General features: G+C 55.5%; 22 protein-coding genes. 16 read left to right on the top strand and 6 right to left on the bottom strand.

Annotated elements, in window-relative coordinates; genetic code table 11:
• Positions 1–15: 15 nt before the first annotated feature.
• Positions 16–1602: a gamma-glutamyltransferase family protein gene (locus EX31_RS21130; protein ID WP_037036544.1), complete on the bottom strand. Its 1587-nt coding sequence runs from the start codon at positions 1600–1602 to the stop codon at positions 16–18.
• A gap of 198 nt (positions 1603–1800) precedes the next feature.
• Between EX31_RS21130 and EX31_RS21125 the strand changes: the two genes are divergently transcribed.
• From EX31_RS21125 to uraH, 9 genes are all read left to right on the top strand, one after another.
• Positions 1801–2640 (top strand): MurR/RpiR family transcriptional regulator, encoded by an 840-nt coding sequence (locus tag EX31_RS21125; RefSeq protein ID WP_037036543.1) that lies wholly within the window; start codon positions 1801–1803, stop codon positions 2638–2640.
• A 258-nt stretch (positions 2641–2898) separates the two neighbouring features.
• Positions 2899–3690, top strand: a complete 792-nt coding sequence (locus tag EX31_RS21120; protein ID WP_037036542.1) for a transporter substrate-binding domain-containing protein — start codon at positions 2899–2901, stop codon at positions 3688–3690.
• A gap of 24 nt (positions 3691–3714) precedes the next feature.
• A complete protein-coding gene (locus EX31_RS21115) occupies positions 3715–4380 on the top strand; it encodes an amino acid ABC transporter permease (protein WP_013574264.1) in 666 nt (221 codons plus the stop codon).
• A gap of 2 nt (positions 4381–4382) precedes the next feature.
• On the top strand, positions 4383–5033 hold the full coding sequence (locus EX31_RS21110; protein ID WP_099049209.1) for an amino acid ABC transporter permease: 651 nt from the start codon (positions 4383–4385) through the stop codon (positions 5031–5033).
• Positions 5033–5785, top strand: coding sequence for an amino acid ABC transporter ATP-binding protein (locus EX31_RS21105; protein ID WP_037036540.1), 753 nt, complete (start codon positions 5033–5035; stop codon positions 5783–5785). The genes EX31_RS21110 and EX31_RS21105 overlap by 1 nt, the downstream gene beginning before the upstream one ends.
• Before the next feature lie 18 nt (positions 5786–5803).
• A complete protein-coding gene (locus EX31_RS21100; RefSeq protein ID WP_037036539.1) occupies positions 5804–7042 on the top strand; it encodes a pyridoxal-phosphate-dependent aminotransferase family protein in 1239 nt (412 codons plus the stop codon).
• Positions 7042–8316 (top strand): allantoate amidohydrolase, encoded by a 1275-nt coding sequence (hpxK, locus tag EX31_RS21095; protein ID WP_037036537.1) that lies wholly within the window; start codon positions 7042–7044, stop codon positions 8314–8316. The genes EX31_RS21100 and hpxK overlap by 1 nt, the downstream gene beginning before the upstream one ends.
• Positions 8313–8807: a 2-oxo-4-hydroxy-4-carboxy-5-ureidoimidazoline decarboxylase gene (uraD, locus tag EX31_RS21090; protein WP_037036535.1), complete on the top strand. Its 495-nt coding sequence runs from the start codon at positions 8313–8315 to the stop codon at positions 8805–8807. The genes hpxK and uraD overlap by 4 nt, the downstream gene beginning before the upstream one ends.
• Complete coding sequence (uraH, locus tag EX31_RS21085; RefSeq protein WP_037036533.1) at positions 8807–9142, top strand: hydroxyisourate hydrolase; 336 nt, start codon at positions 8807–8809, stop codon at positions 9140–9142. Before uraD ends, uraH begins: the two co-directional genes overlap by 1 nt.
• 13 nt (positions 9143–9155) lie before the next feature.
• On the opposite strand, the gene EX31_RS21080 is transcribed toward uraH, so the two are convergent.
• The gene (locus EX31_RS21080; RefSeq protein ID WP_037036531.1) at positions 9156–10424 is read right to left on the bottom strand and encodes a glutamine amidotransferase-related protein; all 1269 of its coding nucleotides are present in this window, start codon (positions 10422–10424) and stop codon (positions 9156–9158) included.
• Between the two features lie 213 nt (positions 10425–10637).
• Between EX31_RS21080 and EX31_RS21075 the strand changes: the two genes are divergently transcribed.
• Entirely contained in the window at positions 10638–11144 is a 507-nt protein-coding gene (locus tag EX31_RS21075; protein WP_013574272.1) for a DUF1993 domain-containing protein, read from the top strand.
• Positions 11145–11196: 52 nt separating this feature from the next.
• Here EX31_RS21075 and EX31_RS21070 read toward each other — a convergent pair whose 3' ends face one another.
• Entirely contained in the window at positions 11197–11970 is a 774-nt protein-coding gene (locus EX31_RS21070; RefSeq protein WP_037036529.1) for an amidohydrolase, read from the bottom strand.
• Positions 11958–13118: a pyridoxal phosphate-dependent aminotransferase gene (locus EX31_RS21065; protein ID WP_037036527.1), complete on the bottom strand. Its 1161-nt coding sequence runs from the start codon at positions 13116–13118 to the stop codon at positions 11958–11960. The genes EX31_RS21070 and EX31_RS21065 overlap by 13 nt, the downstream gene beginning before the upstream one ends.
• A gap of 219 nt (positions 13119–13337) precedes the next feature.
• On the opposite strand from EX31_RS21065, the gene EX31_RS21060 reads away from it, so the two are divergent.
• The 3 genes from EX31_RS21060 to EX31_RS21050 are packed head-to-tail and all read left to right on the top strand — an operon-like array spanning position 13338 to position 15192.
• Entirely contained in the window at positions 13338–13952 is a 615-nt protein-coding gene (locus EX31_RS21060; protein WP_037036526.1) for a methylthioribulose 1-phosphate dehydratase, read from the top strand.
• Positions 13949–14635, top strand: coding sequence for an acireductone synthase (gene mtnC, locus EX31_RS21055; protein ID WP_037036524.1), 687 nt, complete (start codon positions 13949–13951; stop codon positions 14633–14635). Before EX31_RS21060 ends, mtnC begins: the two co-directional genes overlap by 4 nt.
• An 11-nt stretch (positions 14636–14646) precedes the next feature.
• Positions 14647–15192, top strand: a complete 546-nt coding sequence (locus EX31_RS21050) for a 1,2-dihydroxy-3-keto-5-methylthiopentene dioxygenase (RefSeq protein ID WP_013574277.1) — start codon at positions 14647–14649, stop codon at positions 15190–15192.
• Between the two features lie 178 nt (positions 15193–15370).
• On the opposite strand, the gene mtnA is transcribed toward EX31_RS21050, so the two are convergent.
• Entirely contained in the window at positions 15371–16399 is a 1029-nt protein-coding gene (gene mtnA / locus EX31_RS21045; RefSeq protein ID WP_037036522.1) for an S-methyl-5-thioribose-1-phosphate isomerase, read from the bottom strand.
• 117 nt (positions 16400–16516) lie between these two features.
• Between mtnA and mtnK the strand changes: the two genes are divergently transcribed.
• The 3 genes from mtnK (at position 16517) to EX31_RS21030 (ending at position 19972) form a co-directional block, all read left to right on the top strand.
• Complete coding sequence (gene mtnK, locus EX31_RS21040) at positions 16517–17716, top strand: S-methyl-5-thioribose kinase (RefSeq protein ID WP_013574279.1); 1200 nt, start codon at positions 16517–16519, stop codon at positions 17714–17716.
• A 95-nt stretch (positions 17717–17811) separates the two neighbouring features.
• Complete coding sequence (locus EX31_RS21035) at positions 17812–18282, top strand: YehS family protein (protein WP_013574280.1); 471 nt, start codon at positions 17812–17814, stop codon at positions 18280–18282.
• Positions 18283–18574: 292 nt separating this feature from the next.
• Positions 18575–19972, top strand: a complete 1398-nt coding sequence (locus EX31_RS21030; protein WP_037036520.1) for a carbohydrate porin — start codon at positions 18575–18577, stop codon at positions 19970–19972.
• Between the two features lie 168 nt (positions 19973–20140).
• On the opposite strand, the gene fadE is transcribed toward EX31_RS21030, so the two are convergent.
• Positions 20141–22609 (bottom strand): acyl-CoA dehydrogenase FadE, encoded by a 2469-nt coding sequence (fadE, locus tag EX31_RS21025; RefSeq protein WP_037036518.1) that lies wholly within the window; start codon positions 22607–22609, stop codon positions 20141–20143.
• Positions 22610–22619 lie beyond the last annotated feature (10 nt).

Genomic DNA, 22619 nt, shown 5'->3' with positions numbered 1-22619 from the left:
TTATGCAAACCCTGATCAAAAACCGGCGGCGCTGCCGTTACTGCGCGGGTCGGAGGCACCTTCAAACATGCCGTTGGTGTGACGAACGATGGCACCGGCGTGACCGACGGCTTCACTGAAATCAGGCAACAGTTCGACGTCATGACCACGCTGTCTCAGCCCGGCCAGCGTCGGATAGGCAAAACGGCCTTCGAGTTTCAGTGAATCCGAACTCTCGCCCCAGGTACGGCCAAGCAGCCAGCGCGGGCCGCTGATCGCCTGTTGCAACGATTGCCCCTGTACTACATGGCGGATAAACACGGCGGCCTGCGTCTGCGGCTGGCCGTCACCCCCCATCGAGCCGTAAACCATGGTGCGCCCGTCGTATAAGCGTGCGGCGGCAGGGTTGAGGGTATGGAACGGTTGCTTGCCCGGTGCCAGCGCCAGTAAATGGCTGGCGTCGAGGCTGAAGGACGCGCCGCGGTTTTGCCACAACACGCCGCTGCCCGGCAGCACCACGCCACTGCCGAACTCGTGATAAATGCTCTGGATAAAAGAAACCGCCAGCCCGCTGCTGTCCATCACGCCCATCCAGACGGTATCGCCCGGCCCTTTACCTTTACCCCAGTCGGCGGCGCTGTGTGGTTTGATGCGGGTCGCAAGAGCATCGAGATACTGCGGATCCAGCAGTTCCTGTGCATCCTGCGTCATCATGCGCGGATCGGTGATAAAGCGATCGCGCAGACCGAACGCCAGTTTGGTGGCTTCCACCACGCTGTGAATGGTGGCACTTTCGTCCATGGTTTCCAGCGGCAAACGGTCAGTCAGGCCGAGGATCGCCAGCGAAACCAGCCCCTGCGTCGGGGGTGTCAGGTTGTAGATTTCGCCTTTACTGTGTTTGAGCCGCAACGGCACACGGCGCTGTGGCTTGTAAGCGGCGAGATCGGCGCGGGTCACTGGCATGCCGAGCTTTTCCATGTCGGCGGCCATATTGTCGGCCAGATGACCGCGATAGAAACTGTTCAGCCCGTCCTCGCACAGCATCGATAACGTCTGCGCCAGTTGCGGCTGAGTGAAGCGGTTTCCGGCGCGGGGCACATCGCCGTTAGGCAGAAAAACATCGGCAAAGCTGCGGAAATCTTTCAGTTCGTGTTGCTTGGCGCGGGTCGCCGCTTCCTGCGATGCTGTCACCGGAATACCATCAGCGGCATAACGGATGGCGTCACGCAGCAGGCGGGAGAGCGGTTTTTGCTCGCCGCCAAATTCAGCCGACACGTTCAGCGCTTCCTGCCAGCCGCCGACGGTGCCCGCTACCGTCAGCGCGGCTTTCGGGCCACGGTGCGGAATGTGCGTTTCACCGGCGTAGAAATCGAGAGAGGCGAGGGAGCCTGCGGCACCGCTGGCGTCTATCGCCACCGGATTGCCCTGCGGCGGCACGATCAGCCAGAAGCCATCGCCCCCCAGCCCGTTCATGTGCGGATAGACCACGGCAATCGTCGCGGCCGCAGCCACCATGGCCTCGATGGCATTGCCGCCTTCACGCAATACCGCAAGCGCACTCTGGCTCGCCAGATGATGAGGTGTGACCGCCATGCCCAGCGGTGCGCTGTTACTGTTAATCATGCGATGTCCTTTTTAGAAACGCTTTTTTATGCTGCCCGTGCTTGCAGGGTTGTGGGCGCGTAGGGATAAAGTTAAGCAAGAGGTGTTCCACATCGGCAAAACCTTGCAGCTTTAGCGCTAATTTCTCTTGCATTGGCAAGCATAGTGCATGGTATGTTCCGCTGATTTACTGAAACATTGGTTACAAAAGGGCCAGAGATGAAACAGATTGATGAGCGTCTGCGTGACCATTACGCAGAACTGACGCCGCAGGAACAGCGGGTGGCCGACTTTATTTTTGCCAGTATTGACGACCTGATGAGCTATAACAGCGCCGAACTGGCGCGGCTTAGCGGCGTATCGAAAGCCACGGTCAGCCGCCTGTTCAAACGCCTCGGTTACCCGAGCTACCGCGATATGCGCGATGAAATGCGCACCCTGCGCCAGAGCGGGATGCCGCTGACCGACAGCCGCGACGCGGTGCAAGGTAACACCTTGTTATCACGGCACTATAAACAGGAAATGGCCAACCTGACGCAGTGGATTAACCAGATTGATGGCACCCAGTTCGGTGCGCTGATCGCCGCCCTGAATCAGGCGCGGCAAGTACGTTTGCTGGGTTTTCGTAACAGTTACCCGGTGGCGCTGCACCTGCGTCAGCAACTGATTCAGGTACGTGCTGGCGTGATGATAATGCCGCAGCCGGGGCAAACGCTGGCGGAAGAACTGGTGGATCTTACCGCGCAGGACGTGGTGATTTTCGTCGCTTTCCGCCGCAGGCCGCGCATGGCGAAGGCAATTCTGATGCAGTTACAGTCACTTGGCGTGCCGGTGTTGCTGATTTGCGAGCCGCAGGCGCAGACACTTATCCCGCTGGCAACCTGGCATCTGGCTGCTCCGCTCGACAGCGTATCGGCGTTCGACAGTTATTCTTCTGCCATGAGTCTGGCGAATTTGCTCAGCAATGCATTGCTGCACGATATGCTCGCTTCAGGCCGCCAGCGTATTCATCAGATAAGCGATTTGTATAACGATCTGGATGAGCTGGAGCAGCGCTGATTCCCGTTTGAAGAACAAATCGGGCGCTTTTCTGGTGCTTTCGCACAATTTCAGTGCATCATATTTTTCATTGGTTCACGCTTTTTGCCCTGATTCAGGGCAAAAAAACCTCTTCTGATCGCGCCTCTCATTGTCTAATTCCTTGTCATACCGTGACTTTGTGCACAATTTTTCTGCTGCCCAGCTTTTGGCACATTCGTTGCAAAGCTATAAACATAAGAATCTATCGTTCCAAAAACCTTTCACCGGAGATAATCTATGAACATGAACAAACGGCTGTTGGCATGGGCAGGTGCGGCAATGCTGGTGCTTCAGGCATCCAGCGTAATGGCGGATCAGTTGCAGGATATTCAGAAACGTGGCGTGCTGCGTGTGGCTGTTCCTCAGGATTTCCCGCCGTTTGGTTCGGTGAGCAAGGATTTGCAGCCGGAAGGTTATGACATCGATATGGCGCATTATCTGGCCGATAAGATGAAACTTAAGTTGCAACTGGTGCCGGTCACCAGCGCCAACCGCGTGCCTTATCTGCAAACGGATAAAGTCGATCTGGTGATTTCAAGCCTGGGTAAAAACGCTGAGCGCGAAAAAGTCATCGACTTCAGCAACGCTTACGCACCGTTCTTCCTTGGCGTGTTTGGTGCCCAGGGTGACAAACTGTCCGACCTGAAAGAACTGTCCGGTAAAACCATCGGCGTGACCCGTGGCGCGGTGGAAGATCTGGCACTGACCGGCGTGGCACCGAAAGATGCCAAAATTCAGCGGTATGAAGACAACAACACCACGCTGTCTGCATACCTTTCCGGCCAGGTGGAATACATCGCTACCGGCAACCTGGTGGTCGCCGCGATTGCCCGCATGAACCCGGCCAAAGCACCGGTTTCGAAAGTGATGCTGAAAGATTCACCATGCTACGTCGGTCTGCGTAAAGACGAGCCCGCGCTGAAAGACAAAGTGAATGAACTGATCGCCGAAGGCATCAAAGACAAGACGCTGAATACACTGTCTGAAAAATGGATGAAGGCACCGCTGCCAGCGTCCATCGGCGCGTGATCAGAGGCCTGACGGAGATCTTTCATGACCTATCAGCTTAACTTTAGCGCGCTATGGCCTTATATGCCGGAACTGCTGGCCGGTTTATGGACCACCATTGAGCTGACGGTAATGGCAACGGTTGGCGGTGTCGCAATAGGGATTTGCGGCGCGGCCATCCGCTGCGGCAACCATAAAACCCTGCGTGCGGTCTGGGGCGTGTATGTCGAAGCCATCCGTAATACGCCGTTTGTGGTGCAGCTGTTTTTCATTGTCTTTGGCCTGCCAGCCATTGGCCTGAAAATGACTGCCGGTGAAGCGGCGCTGCTGGCGATGCTGATTAACCTCGGCGCCTACAGCACGGAGATTATCCGCGCCGGTATTCAGGTGACGCCGAAAGGTCAGTGGGAAGCCGGGCGCGTGCTGGGATTAACCCGCAGTCAGACGTTCCTGCGCATCGTGCTGCCGCCGTCGCTGAAACGCATTTATCCGTCGCTGGTCAGCCAGTGCATTATCGTGATGCTCGGATCTTCCGTGGTATCGCAGGTGTCCTATGAAGAACTGACGTTTGCCGCGAACTTAATTCAGTCGCGCACCTTCCTCAGTTTTGAAGTGTATCTGGTCACCACGTTGTTTTATTTGTTGCTGTCGGTTGCGATGCGTCAGTTGTTGCTGCTGGCCGGACGCCGTGTCTTTGGGAGTGAAAACTGATGATGACCTTCACCGACTGGGACATTGTGCGCAATCTCCTGCTGGCGGCGCGCTGGACGTTATTGTTGTCGCTGACCGCTTTTATCGGCGGCACGCTGGTGACGTTGCCGTTGCTGTTACTGCGTCTCACCAAACGCCGCTGGCCGACGCTTTTTGTCCGTCTGTATTCCGAGCTGTTTCAGGGCACGCCGCTGCTGATGCAGCTATTCCTGGCCTTCTTTGGTCTTGGCCTGTTTGGGATTAATGTCAGCCCGTGGACCGCCGCCGCGCTGGCGTTGACGCTGTATACCAGCGCTTATCTGGTGGATATCTGGAGCGGCAGTATTGCCGCATTACCGAAAGGCCAGTGGGAAGCGTCGCGCTGTCTCGGCCTGAATTTCGGTCAGACGTTATGGCGGGTGATCACCCCGCAGGCGTTGCGCATTGCTATCGCGCCGACTGTCGGGTTTTCCGTGCAGGTGGTGAAGGGGACCGCGCTGGCCTCGATTATCGGTTTTGTCGAACTGACCAAAGCCGGAACGATGCTGAACAACGTGACGTATGAGCCGTTCAAAGTGTTTGGATTAGTGGCGCTGGGCTACTTCCTGATGTGCTATCCGCTGTCCCGTTACAGCCAGCATTTAGAAAAATCATTGCGTGGAGAGAAACAGTAATGCCACTGATCACCATCAACCAGGTTCAGAAATTTTACGGTCAGAACCACGTACTGAAAGGCGTGGATCTGGATATTGACAGCGGCGAAGTGATTTCGATCATCGGCCGCAGCGGTTCAGGCAAAAGTACGCTGTTGCGCTGCATGAACGGGCTGGAAGGCTATCAGGAAGGCAGCATCAAACTCGGCGGGATGACCATTACCGACCGCGATTCTCAGGCGCGTGACATCAGCCGTTCCGTGGGCATGGTGTTCCAGAGTTTCAATCTTTTCCCGCACATGACCGCGCTGGAAAACGTCATGCTGGCGCCACGCCGCGTGCTGAAAAAGTCCGCTGCCGAATGCCGTGAACTGGCCGCGCAGATGCTGGCGAAAGTCGGTCTGGCGGATCGCATGGATTATTACCCGTCGAATCTTTCCGGCGGCCAGCAGCAACGCGTGGCGATTGCCCGTGCGCTGGCCATGAACCCGAAAGTGCTGCTGTGTGATGAAATCACCTCGGCGCTGGATCCGGAACTGGTCGGCGAAGTATTGAAAGTGCTCGAGCAACTGGCGAAAGAAGGCATGACGCTGGTGCTGGTGACACACGAAATGAATTTTGCCCGCGAAGTGGGCGACCGCGTGGTGTTTATGCATCAGGGCACCGTGTGGGAACAGGGCGAAAGCCGGGCGCTGTTTGCCAATCCGCAAACGCCGGAGTTAAAACAATTTATAGCATCCGTACGCGGCCTTACTGAGGCTGCCGCAAGCTAACATCGTAAAGGATTAACTATGTCAGATTTCATCTCTCCCGGACAAATCAACCCGCCAACCCGTCTGCTGATGGGGCCGGGACCCATCAATGCCGATCCGCGCGTACTGCGGGCGATGGCGAGTCAACTGGTCGGGCAATATGATCCGGTGATGACCGGCTACATGAACGAAGTGATGGCGCTGTACCGCGCCTTGTACAAAACCGACAATCAGTGGACGTTCCTGATCGACGGCACCTCGCGCGCCGGTATCGAAGCCGTGCTGCTTTCCGGCATCCGTCCGGGCGACAAAGTGCTGGTGCCGGTGTTTGGTCGTTTCGGTCATCTGCTGTGCGAAATTGCCCGTCGCTGTCGTGCGGAAGTTCATACCGTCGAAGTGCCGTGGGGCGAAGTGTTTGATCCGCAGCAAATCGAAGATGCGATTAAATCCGTTAAACCGCGCTGGTTGCTGACCGTGCAGGGCGATACCTCCACCACCATGTTGCAGCCGCTGGAGCAACTGGGTGAAATCTGCCGCCGTCACGGCGTGCTGTTCTACTCCGATGCCACGGCGTCCTTTGGCGGTAACCCGCTGGAAACCGACGCATGGGGTTTAGACGCCGTATCTGCCGGTTTGCAAAAATGCCTCGGCGGTCCGTCAGGCAGTTCGCCGGTGACCATCAGCCCGCGCTTTGAAGAACAAATCCGTCGCCGTAAATGTGTCGAGCAAGGTATCCGTACCGCCGACCATGCCGACGGCGACGACGAGATGATCTACTCCAACTATTTCGATCTGGGGATGATCATGGATTACTGGGGGCCGGAGCGTCTTAACCACCATACCGAAGCCACCAGCATGCTGTTTGCGGCGCGTGAATGTGCGCGCATCATTCTGGAAGAAGGGCTGGATACCGGCATCGCCCGTCATAAATTACATGGCGGCGCATTACTGGCAGGCATTCAGGGCATGGGGCTGGAAGTGTTCGGCGACCTGAATAACCGCATGAGCAATGTGCTCGGCGTAGTCATTCCACCGGGCATCCACGGCGAACAGGTTCGCCAGATGATGCTTAATGATTTCAGCATTGAAATCGGCACCTCATTTGGTCCGCTGGCCGGGAAAATCTGGCGTATCGGCACCATGGGTTACAACGCGCGTAAAGACTGCGTGTTGCAAACGCTGGTGGCGCTTGAAGCGGTGCTCAACCGTCTCGGCTTTGCGTCAAAATACGGTGCAGGGGCGCAGGGTGCCTGGGATCATTACGCGGGAGGTCAGTAATGGCTGAAGCTTTTACGCTGGCTGCGGTTTCAGAAAGCGCAAAGCTTGCCGCTGAACGGGTGATGGCGCGTTGCGACGCACTCGCCGCCATCAGCGAAACGCCGGGACAACTGACCCGCGTCTATCTCTCGCCGGAACATTTGCAGGCTAACCGACAGGTGGGCGAGTGGATGGAAGCGGCCGGGATGCGTGTCTGGCAGGACAGCGTCGGCAATATCTGCGGGCGCTATGAAGGGCTGGATGCGACAGCACCGGCCATTTTGCTGGGATCACATCTCGACAGCGTGCGTAATGCCGGGCGTTACGACGGCCCGCTGGGGGTGCTGACCGCGCTGGAAGTGGTGGCGCATTTACATCAGAACGGCATTCGTTTGCCGATGGCGGTGGAAATTGTCGGGTTCTGCGATGAGGAAGGCACACGTTTTGGCATCACGCTGCTCGGCAGTCGTGGACTGACCGGTACCTGGCCCGCGGACTGGCTGGAACGTCAGGACGCGCAGGGGATTTCGGTCGCCCAGGCGATGCGTGACGTCGGGCTGGACCCGCTGAGAATCGGCGCATCACAGCGTGCGGTCAGCGACTTTTGCGCTTACCTGGAATTGCACATCGAGCAGGGGCCGTGCCTGCAAACGGCGGATGTGCCGCTCGGCGTGGTCACGGCGATTAACGGCGCGCGTCGCCTGAATTGTGAATTTACCGGTCACGCCGGTCATGCCGGCACCGTACCGATGGGGCAGCGACAGGACGCGCTGACTGCCGCCGCCGAATGGACGCTGGCCATTGAAAGTATCACCACCGCCACCGGCCGCAATCTGGTGGCGACAGTGGGCACGCTGGAATGCCTGCCGGGTGCGGTGAATGTCATTCCGGGACAGGTGAAATTGTCGCTGGATGTACGCGGACCGCGTGATGATGATTTATCGGCACTGCTGGAAACGCTGCTGGCGAAGGGCCGCGATATTGCTGCACGTCGCGGGCTGACGTTTGCCGCCGAACAGTTTTATGGCATCAGCGCGACTGAATGTAACGACGGTTTGCAGCATCGTCTCAGTCAGAGCGTTTTACACTTGCAGGGACAGGCGATGTCGCTGCCAAGCGGCGCAGGGCATGACGCGATTGCTATCGCTGAATGCTGGCCGGTCGGCATGTTGTTTGTGCGCTGTAAGGACGGCATCAGCCATCATCCCGATGAATCGGTCACCACCGGCGACGTGGCTTACGCGGTGCAGGCGTATATCAATACGGTGCTGAGTTTTGCTGAGGGACATTTATGACCTTTGAAGAATTCAACGCATTATCCGAATTCGAAGCCGTTGCGTTGTTACGCCCGCTGGTGAATATCCCGTCGTGGGCGAAAACCGTCAGCGATGCGCGGCCTTATGCTTCTGTGGAAGACGTATTGCACAGCGCCGGAGCGGCCTGCGAAAACTGGCAACCTGAAGATATGACTCAGGCGCTGTCGGCGCACCCGCGTATCGGCGAACGCGCCGCCGGTGCCACTAAAGAAGCGCAGCTTTCCCGTGGCGAACAGGCGACGCTCAATATCAGCCAGCAGGCAGTGATTGATGCACTGCACGAGGGTAATCTGCGTTATGAACAGCGTTTCGGGCGGGTGTTTCTGATCCGCGCTAAAGGGCGCAGTTCAGAGGAGATCCTTGATAATCTGCAACGGCGGCTACAGAATTCGCCGGAGGCTGAAGATCAGGAAACGGCGCAACAACTCAAAGAAATTACCCTGCTGCGTTTAAAGGAGATATTTCAATAATGACCCGCATCACTACCCATATTCTCGATACGTCTTTAGGGCAGCCTGCGGCGAATGTGCGCGTCTGGCTGGAATGTATTGAAGGGCAGAACGTCACGATCATCAGTGAAATCCAAACCGATGCCGATGGCCGCGCCGCAAAATTAACGCCGGAACCGGTCACCTCCGGGCATTACCGGTTGTGTGCGGATATCGGCACGTATTTCGCCGCCACCGGTCGTGAGACGCTGTATCACTCGGCGATCATTGATGTGGTGATCGACGGTGATCAGGATCATTACCATCTGCCGCTGCTGATCAGTCCGTATTCTTATTCAACATATCGCGGCAGTTAGGTCTTTCTGTCAGTCAGCCCATCAGCAGGTGCGGATGTTTAAGCCGCACGCTTTGGGTCAGCGCGGCGTGGCTGACATCGCGGTCACGGTTGCCCTGACGGACCTGTTGCAGGAACGCCATCAGCAGCGGATTTGGCCGCTCGCGGCGTGACATCAGCTCCGGCTGCCCCTGCACACCCATAAAGAACGGATGATTGTTCAGCTCAATTGCCTGCGCCTGTTCGCCACTTTCGTCATACCCTGAAACGATCAGCCCGGCGTTTTCCAGCTCAGCCAGCAAATGCGGATTCAGATAGCGGCGCTGGTTGTAGCGCAGCATAAATTCATCCCCCGTTTTATTGGCCAGCAGGCTGCCGTTGCGGGTAATGACCGGATGATTCCCCACACGCGGCTGCACGTGCTCGGCCAGCGGCAACGCGGTTTGCAGGCTGCCGAGCGTCGACGGCCCGTGCATCACCACGCGTTCCTGCCCGAGCACTTTCTGCCCCAGCGCAGTGATCATCTGATGCATACCCTGATTAATCCCTAATACCGGCGTCTGGTTTTCCAGAGCCCAGGTGGCTGTCGCCAGTTGTCCGGCCTGCGTGTCGCTGCGGGTGAGCGTCGCGCCCGGCAACATAATGCCGTCAACTTCAAACAGCGTGCAATCAAGCTGGCTGCCCAGTAACGTCGATGGCACATAGATCACATCAATGTTCATTGCCAGTGCATCGGCGGCGTCTCCCAGTGCAGCCAGCATCGCCGGATAACTGTCACGCTGCTCGGTAAAATCCCCGACCAGTGCCACGCGCAGGGTTTTTCCTGCCCGCATGACCGGTTGTGAAACCGGGCCTAATGCCCAGCGGCCAAAGGCATCACGCCCCCAGCCGTTGCTGCGAATTTTGCCGGTGATGCCGTCTTCCAGCTGGAATTTATCCTGATTACGCACCACGGTTAATGATTCAATTTCAATACCCTGCTCGGCGATTTGCACTGCCAGTTCTGCGGATAACGGTTCACGCAACGGTACGACGATATCTTCTTTAAGTGCCCGATAAATCAGGGATTCAACACCGGATTCTTCACCCGCACCGCGCCCGGTCAGGCGCTCAAGCCACAGCAGTCCGCTGGTCAGTGCATGCCCTTGCGCCGTCACGTGCTGGCGGGCATTCGGGTAACGTTGCGCATTATGGCTGACGGGAAAGTGACACAGCGGCAAAGCGCGTAGCTCAGCAAGTATCGCTGCCATCGCGCCGTACAACGCAGGTTCGGGCGTGGAGTGGGCAATAAAGGTGATAGTCATCAGTGATCCTCTGTCAGATGTTTTTGCGGGGGTATTGAATGCAAGAAGTGATCCACACCGGGATGTTTTTACATGCGCTGACAAAAAGACAGGGGCAGCTCGCAAAGCGGATTTTTCGTCACACTTCATTGCTATAAAACGGCGCGCTGTTCAGACCATAACGCGCTAAGGTAGCGCCAGTTGTTCTAACCCATCATTCATTAAGGAAGCATCATGTCAGCATCGCTTTATGGCAGTACGGCGGCACAATTTGTTCGTGGTTTACAAAATCTTTCAGCCTTGCTGGAAAAAGGCGCGGCATGGGCAAAGGAAAACGGAAAATCAGAAGAAGAAGTCCTGAATACCCGTCTGGCAGAAGATATGTATCCACTGGCGCGACAGGTGCAAATCACCAGTGATATGTCGAAAGGCGCAATTGCCCGTCTGGCCGGTATCGCCGCGCCTGCAATGGAAGACAATGAAGTGACATTCGCCCAGTTGCAGGAGCGCATCGCCAAAACGCTGCGTTTTATCGAAAGTGTGGATGCACAACAACTGGAAGGCGATGAATCCCGTGAGATCGTGGTGAAAGGCAGAAATCGTGAAATGAAATTTACTGCGCACAGCTATGTTACCGTGTTTGCCGTGCCGAACTTCTACTTCCACATCACCACCGCCTACAACATTCTGCGCCATCTGGGCGTGAACATCGGTAAAATGGACTTTATTGGTGGAAACTAAACAGACAGGCAGGAATTAAACATGCCCCGGCTGAAAAGTCCGGGGCATTTTTTTAGTCATGTAACAAATAGGTATCGGCATCGCGCCAGGCGGGGAAGGTTTCGCGGTAATCCTGTAACGCTTCCAGCGACAACTCTGCGTCGATAATCATTGCCGAACCCGGCTCAGCACGCGCCAGCTCTTCCCCCTGCGGATTAATAATCAGGCTGTCACCGCTGTAGTAGTGGCCGTTGTCATCAGTGCCGACGCGGTTACAGCCAGCGACATAAGCCTGATTTTCAATCGCCCGGGCGGCGAGCAGCGTCTGCCAGTGGCGGCTGCGCGGGGCAGGCCAGTTGGCGACGTAAAGCGCCAGGTCATAATCCTGACGGTTGCGGGAATACACCGGGAAACGCAGGTCGTAACAGACTTGCGGCAGAATGCGCCAGCCGCGCCATTCGACGATTTCACGGCGTTTGCCCGGCACATAATAATTGTGCTCACCGGCCATGCGGAACAGGTGACGTTTATCGTAAAAATGCACCTTGCCCTGCGGTTCAACCAGCAGGAAACGATTCACGGCGCCTTCCGTGGTGCTTAACGCCACACTGCCGCCAATCATCGCCCCGAGTTGTTTCGCCCACTGTTGCAGCCATTGCACGACACGCGATTCAGGCAGCGCACTGCCCGGTGCCTGCATGGCGAAACCGGTGGTAAACATTTCAGGAAGAACAATCAGGTCGCGGCCGGTCAGCGCACTGAGCAGGCCGTCGAAATGTGCGAGGTTCGCCTCGCCATCCAGCCACACCAGCGGCTGTTGCAATACGGACAGTTTTAAAGTTGACACAGGCGCTCCGAAGCAGCGTCCAGCGTGGCTTCCTGTTTGGCGAAGCACAGCCGGATCAGTTTATGTGGGAAAGGCGCGGCGCAGAAGACCGACATCGGAATGGCCGCTACGCCCACATGTTCAGTCAGCCAGTGGCAGAATGCAACATCGTCTAAACCGGACACCTCGCTGTAATCGACCAGCAGAAAATAGGTGCCCTGGCTCGGTAAAACTTTCAGGCGGCTGTTCGCCAGCCCTTGCGCCAGACGGTCGCGCTTGGCCTGATAAAAGGCCGGTAATTCCTGCCAGTGTTCCGGCGCTTCACGCAGCATATCCGCCAGTGCCAGCTGAACCGGCGTGGTGACGGAGAAGGTCAGATACTGGTGCACCTTGCGCAGTTCGGCGCTGATCACCGCCGGTGCGATGCAATATCCCACGCGCCAGCCGGTCATGTGGTAAGTCTTGCCGAACGACGATACGGCAATGGCGCGCTGACGCAGCTCCGGATGTCGCAGCACGCTGGCGTGACCTTCCGGCGCAAAACAAATGTGCTCGTACACTTCATCGCTCAGCACGAAAATGTGTTTATCCGCAATGATCTGCCAAAGCTGCCCGACGTCGCTGTGGCTCCAGACGGTAGCCGACGGGTTGTGCGGCGTGTTGATGATCACAAGCTTTGTGCGGTCGGTAATCTGATCGGCGAATTCCGCCCAGTTCACTTTGAATTCCGGCGGCTGCAACTGAATGCGTTTCATCACGCCGCCTGCCAGTTCCACCGCCGGGGCGTAACAGTCATAGCTCGGGTCGAAAGCAATCACTTCGTCGCCTTTCGACACCAGCGCGGTGATGGCGACATACAGCGATTCTGTCGCGCCCGCCGTGATGGTGATGTCGGTGTTGGCGTCCGGTGCATAGCCGTAAATCTGTTCGGTTTTGGTGGCAATCGCTTCACGTAGCTGCGCCGTGCCGGTCATCGGGGCGTACTGGTTCGCGCCCTGACTGACGTGATACGCCAGACGATCCCTCAGATATTGCGGGCCGTCGAAATCAGGAAACCCCTGCGACAGGTTAATGGCATTGTGTTTCTGCGCCAGCGCACTCATTTGGGTGAAAATCGTGGTGCCTAATGCAGGAAGTTTACTTTCGGGGATCAATGCTGCTGTGCTCATGGCGGGTCAATACTCCTGGACCGTTGACCTGACAGGCGTCAGGTGTGCAAATAGCGATGTTGCTCACAATATAACACGATGTTAATATTTGGCAATCGAGACGCTTAGATGGCTAAATGCCAATTCGATCTAAGCCGCAACACATTGAATATATCGCGGTAAAAAGCGTCTATTTCATTCCGAACTCCGTCCCTCAACGCACAGCTTTTCAGGAATACGATGACAGAGAATTTGCAACTGGGCGCGCTGCTGGCAGCCTGTCACTGGATTGGTCAGAAGGGCTGGAGCCCGGCAACGGGCGGCAATATGTCCGTCCGCGAAGGCGATGCTCATTGCCTGATCACCGAATCGGGAAAAGACAAAGGATCACTCACCGCAGACGATTTCCTGCTGGTGGAACTGGAAAGCGGCCTTGCGCCCAGCGGACGTCGTCCTTCTGCGGAAACCGGCCTGCACACCATGCTGTATTCCCGCTATCCTGAAACAGGCGCGGTGCTGCATACCCATTCGGTCAATTCGACAGTGTTATCGCGGGTAGAACGCAGCGGTGCGCTGGTGCTGGAAGGCTATGAGATGCAGAAATCGCTCAGCGGCCAGACCTCGCACCTTGATCAGGTGGTGATCCCGATTTTCGACAACAGTCAGGATATTCCCGTGCTGGCGCAGAAGATCATTGCATCAGCGGAGCACACGCCGTTGCAGTATGGTTTTCTGCTGCGCGGTCATGGGCTGACCTGCTGGGGACGGGATGTGGCCGAAGCGCGCCGCCATCTGGAAGGGCTGGAATTTTTATTCCAGTGTGAACGGCAACGTCGCCTGCTGGAGGCTAAATGATCCGCGCCATTGTGACTGATATTGAAGGTACCACCACGGATATCCGTTTTGTGCATCAGGTGTTGTTCCCGTATGCCCGTCAGCGTCTTGCTGAATTCCTGCGCCATGAGCATGAACAGCCGGACGTTGCGGCGGCACTGGATGCCTTACGCGCCGGAATCGACCGGCCACAGGCCAGCGTCGAGGCGCTGATTGAACAACTCTTTACCTACATGGATAACGACGTGAAATCGACGTCGCTGAAAGTGTTGCAGGGCATCATCTGGCGTACCGGCTATGAAAACGGTGATTTTCGCGGGCATCTGTATGCTGACGTCGCGCCGCAGCTGGAAGCGTGGAAAGCTGAAGGTCTGCAACTTTGCGTGTATTCCTCGGGGTCGGTGGACGCGCAAAAGCTGTTGTTTGGTTACAGCGATGCCGGTGATTTAACCTCACTGTTCAGCGGATATTTCGATACCCGCGTCGGTGCTAAGCGTGAAACGGAGTCGTATCAGAACATCGCTGAGCAACTGATCCTGCCGCCGCAGGATTTACTGTTTTTATCAGACATCCGTCAGGAGCTCGATGCCGCGCGCTTAGCGGGCTGGCATACCTGTCAGCTGATCCGCGATGACGCGGACGAACTCAGCGATCACCTGCAAGTTAATCGTTTTGATCAGATAGCCTTAGAAACATTCTTATAAGAGGGTTGACCATGAGTGCATTAACGATTTTTAGTGACCAGGATCCTTCCGCACCGTTGTGGGAAAGCCGTGACGGGGACGCGATCGCTGCTGAGTTGAGCAAAATTGATGTGCGTTTCGAACGCTGGCAGGCTGACCGCGATTTAGGCGAGAACCCGCAGCCGCAGGACGTGATTGCCGCCTATCAGCATGAAATCGACAAACTGGTCGAAGAGAAGGGCTATCAGAGCTGGGATGTGATCAGCATGCGCCCGGACAACGAACAGCGTGAGGTGCTGCGCACTAAATTCCTCTCCGAACATACCCACGGTGAAGACGAAGTGCGTTTCTTCGTCGAAGGCGCAGGGTTGTTTTGTCTGCACCTGAACGGCAAGATTTTCCAGATCCTGTGCGAGAAAAACGATCTGATTTCCGTACCGGCTAATACCCGCCACTGGTTTGATATGGGCGGATCCCCGTCATTTACCGCGATCCGTGTATTCGATAATCCGGAAGGCTGGGTGGCGCATTTCACCGGCGATAAGATTGCGGATGCGTATCCGCGGATGGGGGAGTAAGCCTTGACTCCCTCCCCTGCGAAGGGGAGGGTTGGGGTGGGGTTTTAAAGCAAAATCAAGATGTTGAAGTGTGCTTTAACTGAGGTGTTAGCCCTTAAAACCCCCTCCCAGCCTCCCCCTTCGCAGGGGGAGGAGTAAAACCGAGTTGTTCGCCACAGTTTGCCGGGAGGAGAAAAGATTACTTCAACGCCTTCGCAAACACACCATCCCGTACCTGCTCCGGCGTCACCACCCCCACATCCAGCACCCATCCGCTGATTAATTCTGCCGGTGTGACATCAAACGCCGGGTTATAAACCTGCGCGCCGAGCGGCGCCCATTGTACGGAACCAAAGCTGCCGGAAACGCCGGTCACTTCATTTGCCGCGCGCTGTTCGATAGGGATGGCGGCACCGTTCGGGCAGTGCGGGTCATGGGTGGTATGCGGCGCGGCAACATAGAACGGAATACCGTGATATTTCGCCAGCACCGCCAGGCTGTAAGTGCCGATTTTGTTGGCGACATCGCCATTCGCAGCAATGCGGTCAGCGCCGACCCAGATGGCATCAACGCGTTTTTGCGCCATCAGGCTGGCGGCCATCGAATCACAAATCAGCTGATAAGGAATACCCAGCTCGCCTAGTTCCCACGCGGTCAGGCGCCCCCCTTGCAACAACGGACGGGTTTCATCCACCCAAACCTGTTCTACATTGCCCTGTTCATGGGCACGGCGGATCACGCCGATGGCCGTGCCGACGCCCGCTGTTGCCAGGCCGCCGGTGTTGCAGTGGGTGAGCAGACGGCTGCCGGGCGTGACCAGTTTTGCGCCGTGAGTGGCAATGCTATCGCACAATGTCTGGTCTTCATCCACCAGCCGCAATGCTTCTTCCACCAGCGCTTTCACGTAATCAGCTTGTTGCAACGCGGCCTTCATACGGTCGAGATTGTTCATCAGATTCACTGCGGTCGGACGTGAGGCGCGCAATGTCTCCAGAGCATGATGCAATTCATCCTGCGCCATTCCCTGTTCGGCCAGCAGCGCCAGCAACAGACTGGCGGACAAACCAATCAGCGGCGCACCGCGTACGCGCAGGGTGCGGATGTGATCCACCAGTTCGCTGACATCACGGCATTCGCGCCAGTCTGAACGTTGCGGCAGAGCTTGCTGGTCGAGGATCCACAGCTGGTTTTCACGAATACGTAAACTGGTGGTTGTGAGGCTTTGCATTGTTAGTTAAATCCTTGTTGCCCGGTTGCATCTGTTCACTTATTCTGCCAACATGCTTCACGGATGTATAGACGTCTAAACGCTTTAAAGGCTAAAAAAAGAATTCGAGAGGTCAGGATGTCACGCTACTACACATTTACCGCCAACGATGCCGTTGAATATGCCCGTCAGTTTGGTGGCGTGGCGGATCCGCAATCTCTGGTCACGGCCGATGAAATCGGTGACGGAAACCTGAACCTGGTGTTTAAGATCCGCGATACTGCGGGAAAAAGCCGGGTGATTGTAAAACAGGCGCTGCCGTACGTGCGTTGTGTGGGGGAATCCTGGCCGCTGACGTTAGATCGTGCGCGCATTGAAGCTGAAACCCTGATTATCCACGGCCAGTATTGTCCGCAGCACACGGTTAATGTGTTGCATCACGACGCTGAACTGGCGGTGATGGTGCAGGAAGATTTATCGGATCATCAGATCTGGCGCAGTGAACTGGTACTGGGGAAACATTACCCGCAGGCGGCAGCCCAACTGGGTGAGTATCTGGCACAGACACTGTTTCATACTTCCGATTTCTACCAGAATGCGCAGGCCAAAAAAGCCGAAGTCTCGCGTTTTACCAACCCTGAATTGTGTCAGATCACCGAAGATCTGTTCTTCACCGATCCGTATGTTGACCATGAGCGCAATAATTTTGAGCCGGTATTGCAGCCGGCGGTGGATGCACTGCGTCAGGACAAACCGCTGCGTCTGGCTGTGGCCGCGCTCAAACATCGTTTCCTGAGCAAGGCCGAAGCGCTGTTGCACGGTGATATTCACAGTGGTTCGATTTTTGTTGCTGAAGGCAAACTGAAAGCCATTGACGCGGAGTTCGGTTATTACGGCCCGATGGGCTTTGATCCCGGTTCTGCTATCGGCAACCTGTTGCTGAACTATTGTGGTCTGCCGGGGCTGGTGGGTGTGCGCGAGGCGGCGGACGGCCGCGAGCAGCGCCTGAAAGATGTGCGTGAACTGTGGATGAGTTTCTCAGAGCGTTTCCTGCAACTGGCGCGGGATAAATCTCAGGATCCGACGCTGGCGGAAACCGGCTATGCCGGACTCTTTTTGCAGGAAGTCTGGCACGATGCCGTCGGTTACTGCGGCGCGGAGTTAATCCGTCGCACCATCGGCCTGGCACATGTTGCTGATCTCGATACCATTAAAGATGATGCGATGCGCGCCGACTGCCAGCGCCATGCGCTGAGCCTTGGGCAAAAACTGATCCTCACTGCACAACAAATCGGCGATGTGGAGTCACTTATTGCGCGGATACGTCAGTTCAGCTAATCCTGTAAGTTTCTTGTATAATGCCCGCCTTCGAGGTGCGTAGGGGTAAACCCGGTGGCATTTCCTCGGTTTACTTTTAACAGGAATACAGAATTATGATGCATAACCATGTCTTACGCAGCGTGCGCTACATGTTGGATTTAAGCGAAGGCCAGCTGATCGAGATCCTTAAAACCACCGGTACGCCCGTCAGCCCTGACGTGATGTCGCGTTATCTGAAAAAAGAAGACGAAGAAGGTTACATGGAAGTGCCTGACGAAGTGATGGCGAACTTCCTCAATGGCCTGATTACCTTCAAACGCGGTAAAGACGATCGCTTCCCGGCACCGGAAGTGGAAAAACGCCTGACCAATAACATCATGCTGAAAAAACTGCGTGTGGCGTTTGAGCTGAAAACCGAAGACATGATTTCTGTACTGACTGCGGCTGATTTCAAAGTGTCTGAAGGTGAACTAAGCGCATTCTTCCGCAAAGAAGGCCACAAAAATTATCGTCCGTGCGGCGATCAGGTGATGCGTTATTTCCTGAAAGGGCTGACGGCGAAAGTGCGTCCTAAAAAAAGCTGAATATAAAGTATTCATGAAATAAATATTTATATACTGAATACTTTAATAGTGAACAATAAGCGGGAGCCTTTTTTAAAAGGCTCCCGCTTTACGTTTATTTACTTTGTAATGACGAAATTTATTTATTTTACTTCCCACATCACGTTTCTCTAGTTTATTTTTGACAGCATATTAATTCGGAAACTATCTTCATCCTTCGCCGTAATACCTCAGGGCACTATTTCAAAAAATAAAACACCGCTGTTAATTGACTGGCAGCGGGTAATTTTTATAGTGAAAAGGATATCTTATTATGACAAAAATTAAACTATTGGCCTTATTCGTAGGATTCGCCATTTCGGGTTCTGCGGTTGCCGCCACGTCTGGAAGCAGCCTTGAAGCCCGTATGGCACAGCTTGAGCAGCGTCTTCAGCAGGCGGAAACACGGGCTGAAACTGCCGAAAAACAAATCCAGCAGTTGAAGCACCAGGAGATTAAGCGCGAGCAGGAAATTGCCCGCGTGAAAGAAGCCAGTCCGGTAGAAGTTAAAAAGGATGGCATATCGGAAGACAAATTATTAACACTTAATGGATTCGATAATTTAAAACTGTACGGTGATGTGGAATTTAACGTTGACGGTGCCAGCCGCAGCGGGCAATTAACCTCCGTCAGAACCAGTGACAATAAAAACTGGAAACCGGGGAATAATGAGCGTTGGGATGTTAACGGACGGTTATTAATCGGTCTTGATGGTTATCGTCGAAATGATAATGGTCAGTTCTCCGGTTTCTCTGTGCAGCCAACGGCTGACCTGAACGGTTCAATGAATCTTGATGATGCCGCTTTCTTCTTCGGTGAAGAAAAAAACTGGATGGCAAAAATCGGCCGCTTCGAAGCTTACGATATGTTCCCGCTTAATCAGGACACCTTCGTCGAATACTCCGGGAATACCGCCAATGATCTGTACGCCGACGGCTACGGTTATGTCTACATGATGAAAGAAGGGCGCGGTCGCAGTGACAGCGGCGGCAACATCATGCTGAATAAGAATATCGGCAACTGGTATTTCGAGCTGAACACCCTGCTGGAAAACGGCACCTCACTGTTTGCTGAGCAAAACTACCACGGCAACCAACTTGAAAATGATAAAAACGTCGCGTACCTGCGTCCGGTCATTGCCTGGAAAGGGGATGCGTTCTCGGTGGCCGCCGCAATGGAAACCAACGTGGTGAACAATGCGTACGGCTACACCGGTGAAAATGGCGAATTCGTTGATCAGTCCAAACGTAATGGTTATGGCATGACCATGACCTGGGACGGGCAGAAAGCTGACCCTGAGAACGGCGTGGTGGCTAACCTGAGCACGGCCTATATGGATGCATCGGATGAAAAAGACTTCACCGTCGGTGCCAATGCCTTATGGAAACGCTTCGAGCTGGGCTACATCTATGCGCACAACAAAATCGAAGACTTCAGCATCAATGGCGTCCGCGCATCCGATTACGACGATGACTGGTTTGATGAACCGGGCAGCTACGACATTCATACCGTTCACGCCAGTTACCTGATCCCGAACGTGATGGATATGGAAAACTTCAACGTGTATCTGGGCGCTTATGTCTCCATGCTGGAAGCAGATAAAACCTACAGCGGCGATGATGACAGCGATGAGCGGTATGGGGCGCGGGTACGCTTTAAATACTACTTCTGATTACCCGTCATATTTCGCGTCACAGATGCGTTGGCTGCACTCCCAGGGTGAGTGAGCTTACCGCCTTTCTGCAACACGAACTATTCAGGGTAATATGTATGTATCTTCATAAATAATAAAAGCCTGAGTGCGTAAACACTCAGGCTTTTTTATGGATTAACAGTTAAATCAGGCAGCTTCGGTGTGGCGGGGTTTCGCCTCAGCCTTTTTTACGCTGTCTTTCTCCGCTGCCGGTTTTTGTGCAGCCAGTGCGTCCGGTTCAAACTCATCGACGTTGATTGAACGCAGACGGCTTTCTTCCGCACGGCTCAGGATACGCGCATCGTCGGCGCTCAGATGACCGGCATCCAGACCTTTTTGCGCCAGAATATCCAGACGGGTGAACGGCAATTTTTTGCCCATCGCTTCGCACAGACGTTTGTGAACCGGCTCAGCGGCCAGAATATCCTGCAAGGCTTCTTCCAGCAGACCAACCGGGTTGTGCTCGCCGGGTGTCAGATACTGACCGCGCCCTATACGGCTGCGTGTCGCTGAAGGCACCTGCAGAATACGCGCCAGTTGGTGATCCAGACGATCAGACGGTGCGGAGTGCGAACGGCCCAACGGGAAAATCACCAGGCGCATCACGCCAGCCACAAAACGGTTCGGGAAGTTACGCAGCAGATCGTCGATAGCGACTTCGGCCTGATGCAGACAATCCTGCACGCCCCAGTGCACCAGCGGTAAATCCGCTTCGTGACAGCCTTCTTCGTCATAACGTTTCAGCGTCGCCGTCGCCAGATACATCTGGCTGAGGATATCACCGAGGCGGGCGGAAATGCGTTCGCGACGTTTCAGGCTGCCGCCGAGCACGCCCATCGACACATCAGCCAGCAATGCCAGGTTAGCGCTCAGACGGTTGATGTGCTGATAGTAACGGGCGGTTTTATCATTGACCGGCGTATCACTGGTGCGGCCGTTAGTCAGACCGAGCCAGAAACTGCGCATTTTGTTACTGCCGACGTGGCCGATATGCCCGAACAGCGCACGGTCAAAATCAACCAGATCGTTTTTCTCCGCCGCCGCCATTTCACGAAGAACATAAGGATGACAGCGGATCGCACCCTGACCAAAGATGATCATGCTGCGGGTGAGAATGTTGGCACCTTCCACGGTAATCGCAATCGGCGCCCCCTGATAAGCGCGCGCCACGAAGTTGCTGCTGCCGAGCATAATGCCTTTACCGCCGGTGATATCCATCGCATCCATCACGGCGCGCTGGCCGCGGTGAGTACAGTGGTATTTGACGATAGCGGACAGCACCGCTGGTTTTTCACCCAGCATAATGCCGTTCGTGATAAGCGTTGCGGCGGCATCCATCACGTAAGCGTTACCGGCAATGCGCGCCAGCGGTTCTTCGATACCTTCCATTTTACCGATAGGCAGTTTGAACTGACGGCGGATATAGGCATAAGCCCCGGTCGCCAGCGCCAGAGATTTCAGGCTGCCGGTAGAGTTAGACGGCAGCGTGATGCCACGGCCGACAGACAGACATTCCACCAGCATACGCCAGCCCTGACCGGCCATTTTCGGGCCGCCAATGATGTAATCGATCGGTACAAAAATATCGCTGCCGCGCGTCGGGCCGTTCTGGAATGGCACGTTCAGCGGGAAGTGGCGGTGACCAATTTCAACACCGGCGGTGTCTGTTGGGATCAGCGCACAGGTAATGCCCAGATCCGTTTCGTTGCCGAGCAGGTGATCGGGATCTTTCAGTTTAAACGCCAGGCCCAGCACGGTGGCGATAGGTGCCAGCGTGATGTAACGCTTGTTCCAGGTCAGGCGCATGCCAAGCACTTCCTTACCCTGCCACTGGCCTTTACACACGATACCAAAGTCCGGGATGGCACCGGCATCAGAACCCGCTTCCGGGCTGGTCAGGGCGAAACAGGGAATTTCCAGACCTTCGGCCAGACGCGGCAGATAGTGATCTTTCTGCTCCGTGGTGCCGTAATGTTGCAGTAATTCGCCTGGCCCGAGGGAGTTCGGCACACCGACGGTGATCGCCAGAATGCCTGACACACCGGCCAGTTTTTGCAGCACACGCGCCTGCGCATAAGCCGAGAATTCCAGACCGCCGTACTCTTTCTTAATGATCATCGCGAAGAAGCGGTGTTCTTTCAGATACGCCCACAGTTCCGGCGGCAAATCGGCCAGTTCATGGGTGATCTGGAAGTCATTTGCCATACGGCAGGCTTCTTCAACCGGCCCGTCAATAAAGCGCTGCTCTTCCTCTGTCAGTTGCTGCTCAGGATAATCCTGCAGTTTCTTCCAGTCTGGCTTGCCACCAAACAGGTCACCTTCCCACCAGGTGGTGCCTGCTTCAATCGCTTCTTTTTCCGTGCGCGACATTGCGGGCATCACTTTACGGAAGGTGCGAAGCGCCGGGCCGGAGAACAATGAACGGCGCAGGGCAGGGATATTGAAGGGCAGGAGAATGATCGCCAGCGGCAATAACAGCCAAAGTGTCCACAGATTAATGGCACCCATAACCGCCGTAAACGCCAGTAAAATCAGGCTGCTCAGGGCGAGATTGACCTTGTGATAGAACAACGCACCAAGGATCACGATAAATGCAACAATGCTAAGAACCATCATAGTAAAGCTC

The organism is Rahnella sp. WP5 (assembly GCF_000745615.1).
Classification (GTDB): Bacteria; Pseudomonadota; Gammaproteobacteria; order Enterobacterales; family Enterobacteriaceae; genus Rahnella; species Rahnella aceris.
This window is presented reverse-complemented; position numbering and strand designations above follow the sequence as displayed.

Excerpts from the sequence above, each read along its gene's own strand:
- mtnK (WP_013574279.1), top strand. The coding sequence starts at position 16,517 with ATGTCACGCTACTACACATTTACCGCCAACGATGCCGTTGAATATGCC.
- EX31_RS21100 (WP_037036539.1), top strand. The coding sequence starts at position 5,804 with ATGTCAGATTTCATCTCTCCCGGACAAATCAACCCGCCAACCCGTCTG.
- EX31_RS21120 (WP_037036542.1), top strand. The coding sequence starts at position 2,899 with ATGAACATGAACAAACGGCTGTTGGCATGGGCAGGTGCGGCAATGCTG.
- EX31_RS21080 (WP_037036531.1), bottom strand. The coding sequence starts at position 10,424 with ATGACTATCACCTTTATTGCCCACTCCACGCCCGAACCTGCGTTGTAC.
- EX31_RS21110 (WP_099049209.1), top strand. The coding sequence starts at position 4,383 with ATGACCTTCACCGACTGGGACATTGTGCGCAATCTCCTGCTGGCGGCG.
- fadE (WP_037036518.1), bottom strand. The coding sequence starts at position 22,609 with ATGATGGTTCTTAGCATTGTTGCATTTATCGTGATCCTTGGTGCGTTG.
- EX31_RS21030 (WP_037036520.1), top strand. The coding sequence starts at position 18,575 with ATGACAAAAATTAAACTATTGGCCTTATTCGTAGGATTCGCCATTTCG.
- hpxK (WP_037036537.1), top strand. The coding sequence starts at position 7,042 with ATGGCTGAAGCTTTTACGCTGGCTGCGGTTTCAGAAAGCGCAAAGCTT.
- mtnA (WP_037036522.1), bottom strand. The coding sequence starts at position 16,399 with ATGCAAAGCCTCACAACCACCAGTTTACGTATTCGTGAAAACCAGCTG.
- EX31_RS21060 (WP_037036526.1), top strand. The coding sequence starts at position 13,338 with ATGACAGAGAATTTGCAACTGGGCGCGCTGCTGGCAGCCTGTCACTGG.
- EX31_RS21130 (WP_037036544.1), bottom strand. The coding sequence starts at position 1,602 with ATGATTAACAGTAACAGCGCACCGCTGGGCATGGCGGTCACACCTCAT.
- uraH (WP_037036533.1), top strand. The coding sequence starts at position 8,807 with ATGACCCGCATCACTACCCATATTCTCGATACGTCTTTAGGGCAGCCT.
- EX31_RS21050 (WP_013574277.1), top strand. The coding sequence starts at position 14,647 with ATGAGTGCATTAACGATTTTTAGTGACCAGGATCCTTCCGCACCGTTG.
- EX31_RS21115 (WP_013574264.1), top strand. The coding sequence starts at position 3,715 with ATGACCTATCAGCTTAACTTTAGCGCGCTATGGCCTTATATGCCGGAA.
- EX31_RS21125 (WP_037036543.1), top strand. The coding sequence starts at position 1,801 with ATGAAACAGATTGATGAGCGTCTGCGTGACCATTACGCAGAACTGACG.
- uraD (WP_037036535.1), top strand. The coding sequence starts at position 8,313 with ATGACCTTTGAAGAATTCAACGCATTATCCGAATTCGAAGCCGTTGCG.
- EX31_RS21065 (WP_037036527.1), bottom strand. The coding sequence starts at position 13,118 with ATGAGCACAGCAGCATTGATCCCCGAAAGTAAACTTCCTGCATTAGGC.
- EX31_RS21075 (WP_013574272.1), top strand. The coding sequence starts at position 10,638 with ATGTCAGCATCGCTTTATGGCAGTACGGCGGCACAATTTGTTCGTGGT.
- EX31_RS21035 (WP_013574280.1), top strand. The coding sequence starts at position 17,812 with ATGATGCATAACCATGTCTTACGCAGCGTGCGCTACATGTTGGATTTA.
- EX31_RS21105 (WP_037036540.1), top strand. The coding sequence starts at position 5,033 with ATGCCACTGATCACCATCAACCAGGTTCAGAAATTTTACGGTCAGAAC.
- mtnC (WP_037036524.1), top strand. The coding sequence starts at position 13,949 with ATGATCCGCGCCATTGTGACTGATATTGAAGGTACCACCACGGATATC.